This is a genomic window from Streptomyces sp. H27-H5, assembly GCF_026627505.1.
GTDB lineage: Bacteria > Actinomycetota > Actinomycetes > Streptomycetales > Streptomycetaceae > Streptomyces.
This window is the reverse complement of record NZ_JAPNLK010000230.1, coordinates 1-3,615: the sequence shown is the minus strand read 5'-3', so window position 1 is coordinate 3,615 and position 3,615 is coordinate 1. Positions and strand designations below refer to the sequence as shown.

At 62.8% G+C, this 3,615-nt stretch carries 3 protein-coding genes and 2 tRNA genes; 1 reads left to right on the top strand and 4 read right to left on the bottom strand.

Features of this window, described 5'->3' with window-relative positions; genetic code table 11:
• Positions 1 to 197: 197 nt before the first annotated feature.
• A complete protein-coding gene (locus OTB19_RS42055) occupies positions 198 to 617 on the top strand; it encodes an integrase core domain-containing protein (RefSeq protein WP_420717028.1) in 420 nt (139 codons plus the stop codon).
• Between the two features lie 343 nt (positions 618 to 960).
• Here the strand turns inward: OTB19_RS42055 and OTB19_RS42050 are convergent, their stop codons facing one another.
• From OTB19_RS42050 to OTB19_RS42035, 4 genes are all read right to left on the bottom strand, one after another.
• Positions 961 to 1,548, bottom strand: a complete 588-nt coding sequence (locus OTB19_RS42050) for a LuxR C-terminal-related transcriptional regulator (RefSeq protein WP_267804140.1) — start codon at positions 1,546 to 1,548, stop codon at positions 961 to 963.
• Between the two features lie 111 nt (positions 1,549 to 1,659).
• Positions 1,660 to 1,734, bottom strand: a tRNA-Val gene (locus OTB19_RS42045).
• Between the two features lie 522 nt (positions 1,735 to 2,256).
• Positions 2,257 to 2,339: transfer RNA gene (locus OTB19_RS42040), tRNA-Leu, on the bottom strand.
• A gap of 128 nt (positions 2,340 to 2,467) precedes the next feature.
• Complete coding sequence (locus OTB19_RS42035; protein WP_267804139.1) at positions 2,468 to 2,860, bottom strand: hypothetical protein; 393 nt, start codon at positions 2,858 to 2,860, stop codon at positions 2,468 to 2,470.
• Positions 2,861 to 3,615 lie beyond the last annotated feature (755 nt).

The following is a 3,615-nucleotide window of genomic DNA, read 5'->3' as shown; positions in this document are numbered from 1 at the left end:
CGTAACGTCCCAGCTCAACGGCCCCGCCCCGGTAGTCATCTGATGTGGTCGCAAACATCAGGCTACCGAGCGGGGCCGCCTCCATGATCAAGGAAACCAGGCTGCGAACCCCCCGTGAATAAGCCTCACGGTCTACGTGGCATTCGTCATCGACGTGTACGCCCGCCGGATCATCGGCTGGGTCGGCGGCCGGGCGCATGCGCACCGGCCTGGTCCTGGACGCCCTGGAAATGGCGGTCGCCGCCCGGTTCCGGGCCGGCGCCACCGACCTGGCCGGCCTGGTCCACCACAGCGATGCCGGGTCCCAATGCCTTGCCATTCGCTACACCGACCATCTGCAGGAAGCCGGAATCGCTCCTTCCGTCGGCACGGTCGGTGACGCGCTCGACAACGCCCTCGCCGAGTCCACGATCGGCCTCTTCAAGACCGAGGTCATCAAGCCGAACGGCCCGTGGCAGTCCCTGACCGACGTCGAGATCGCCACCCTGACCTGGGCCGACTGGTACAACAACAACCGCCTGCACACCGCCGGCGACGACCTCACCCCCGCCGAGGCCGAACAGGCCCACTACGATCACCACCACGAGCCCGTCCGGGCCACTCATCCAACAAACTGAGTCCCCGGACACACCGGGGCGGTTCAGATGCCGGCGCCGCGTCCGTCCTGCGTCTGAGGTCGGTGGGCAGGGCTGATTCAAAGTCCCGATGATCTTGTGTTTGTGCAGGTCGGGGGGTTTCGAGGTGGTGCGGGGGCAGGCCGTGAGCGTCAACTCGGGCCCGGGTGGTGAGCACATCTGGGCAGGTGGCCATACCGCTCGAGATTCCGGACCGCCGGGAGGCCCCAGGGGGTTCCGGGGTCCAGCGGCGGAGACACGGCACCCGACCAGCGGCGACTCCCCACCTGACGACTTTGAATCAGCCCTGGGTCGGTGGGGCCCCGTACCCCAGCCCCGTCGCTGCTCAGCGGATCAAGCCGGCGCGCAGCGCGCTTGCCACGGCGTGGGTGCGGTTGTTCAGGGCGTATCTGGTCACGATTCCGTTGAGTATCAACTTCACGGTGCGCTCCGAGTATCCCATGTGACGGGCGATCTCGTGGGTGGTGTACCCGTCTGCGGCGAGTGCCAGGAACATTCCCTCTCGCTCCGTCAGGCTCATCGGGTGGCCGTTGATGTTCGGGTCGAGGCGTTGCCGGAGCACGCTGGTGGTCACGAAGCCGACCCCTCTGACGGCTTGTTGGACGGCGTTGACGAGTAGTGCCGTGTCCACGTCCGCTTGTTTGATGACGGAGATCACTCCGTCATCGAAGGTGCTTTTGAAATCGAGTGCCTCGGCTTCCTCCAGGAGCAGGATGGCGGGAACGCCTTTGGGGGCTGGCTTGATCGACATTCCTGGCTCCGCACGGCCGATAATAATGACGCGGACGTCGGCCTCGTTGACGTCGTCGGTCGTCTTGAGCTCGTTTGATCTGCGGATTTCCTCGATCAGTCCCAGACTGAAGAACGAGCCCAGGCTCTCTACGTGTATGTTGAGTGTTTTGCTCTGCTGCATGACCCCTCTTTGGGTCGGCCCCTCGGCGTCGACGGGCATGGATGGCACGGGGCGCGGTGCCCCCAAGGGGATGCGCGCGCCGGAGCGACGATTCCGAGCGGTGGGTGGATGAGGCGCGCGCGGGACTCGAACTGCGACCGAGGATTGTGAGCCCCCGGCTCTGAACGGTTGAGCTAGCGCAGTGCCCCATGGGGTTTCGAGGTCAGGGCTTCGGCCGTGGTGGTGTGGTGAGGGTTTTGCAATTCGGGCGGCCGTGCTGACATTCCTCGTAGAGGGATTCCGATTCTGTCGTCGTGTAGTAGGCACCGATGGTGCCGTGGTGCCGCAGGGCGGTTCGGTAGCGGTCGCAGGACCGCGCCTGCTTGCGGGCGCCCCGACTTGTCCACGCGGGCCATGAACAGCCGGCCACCCCTGTGTCGGGTCTTCCACACGGCAATCTCCTCGGCGTGGAGGTGGCCGTGATCGAGGTCGGGGTCGTTCCGTTCTCGGATATTTGGGGTGTTAAGGACCCGTCAGCCATGAGCCAGTACCCCGATGGCCATGCGATTGAAATGACGGAACGGCAGTTACTTCTTCGCTTTCGGCCCTCCGGCCTTGCCGTTTACGGAGGTGAATCCGCTGTCTCGGCGGCTTCCTCGCGCTCTGACCCGGCTGTAGTACAAGACCGCGCCACTCGGTACGAACAGGCCGAGCTTGGAGCGTTCGCCATGAGCGAGGTGGGACTCGAACCCACAACCCGTTTCCGGGTACGGCTTTTAAGGCCGCTGCGTTTACCGTTTCGCCACTCGCCCCAGATCGTACGGGTTCTGTTTCATGTGGTGTGAGCATATTCGAGTTCCGTAGCGCCAGGGTCGACCTGACGCCACGGAACGCACCGGGCCTTACGAGCGCGGGGACTGGAGTACCTCACCTCCCTTTTTCACCTGCGCCACATGGTATTCCAGAAAAACTCATCGGGTATTCCGTCGACTGCGCGCCCCCGCAGCCCGAGTAAGAGCTGGTAGTGAACGCATGCAGTTTCGATACGCTCGTCCCATTCTTGTTCGTCGGTGAGTTGGGACAACCATTCGGAGGCTTTCACAGGAAGTGACTTCGGGCCGAGTGCACGATCGATCGCGGGGCTGCCCATCGTACTCAGCTTCAGCCGCAGGATCCCAACATGGGCGTTCTCGCTGCCGCTCCCGAAGAAATTTCGTCCAGGATAGGGTGGAGGGAGGTGGGTTTCCACCTGTTCTGGTTTGACATCTGCCAGTTCGGGTTCGACCAGTAAGACCTCACACCTTTGCAGCTTCTCCCACGTGCGCCTGTTCATGGCCCCTCGCGCATGCCGTTCGACCCATACGCATATGTGCTGTAAATGACGGCGTAATTCCCTGCCCCAGCCTCGGCCGCTGATGGTCGAGATTCGCGTCTGGCGGGTCAGGGGCACTCTCGCCCATCTCGCGAGGCAGTCTACAGCGAAAAGAACGAAGGTCAGTTTTTTCGGGGAGACTCCCTGATGTTTGAATGGGTGCATGGCCAGCCACCTTTCCTTCGATCAGTCGGCCGCTATCTAGCTGCGATCACTACGATCGAACCACGGATATCGGCATTCCCTCCAGGCGGGAATCGTTCACGCAGTCGTCTGGCAATCATCCTCTCGTCTCACAATCTGCTCCGAGATAGGGTCTTTCGAGTGATTCCCGCGCACTGCGGGGTGCCCTTGGATATCACATACATTAACCCGAACAGGTGTGAATGCCGCGAGGTGAGTCACCGGGAGAGTTATCACACACGCAGGAAGACATTGAGCCTGGAGCCTTTTTCACTTGTACGGCTGGCGGGGCAGGGCTGATTCAAAGTCCCGATGATCTTGTGTTTGTGCAGGTCGGGGACCCTGATGGTTACTGAGGTTGTAGGCGTGGTGTCGTCAGTGTGAGGCCGGTCCCGGTACGGCAGCCGTAACTACTCACGTCTGATGGGTTCGAGGCCGAGGGAGGGGCAGCGGATCTCTCCGGTGGTGAAGCGGCCTGTGGGGGCGTCGAGCTGGACGATGATGCTCTGCCCGGCCCATCCGGTGACGGTGCC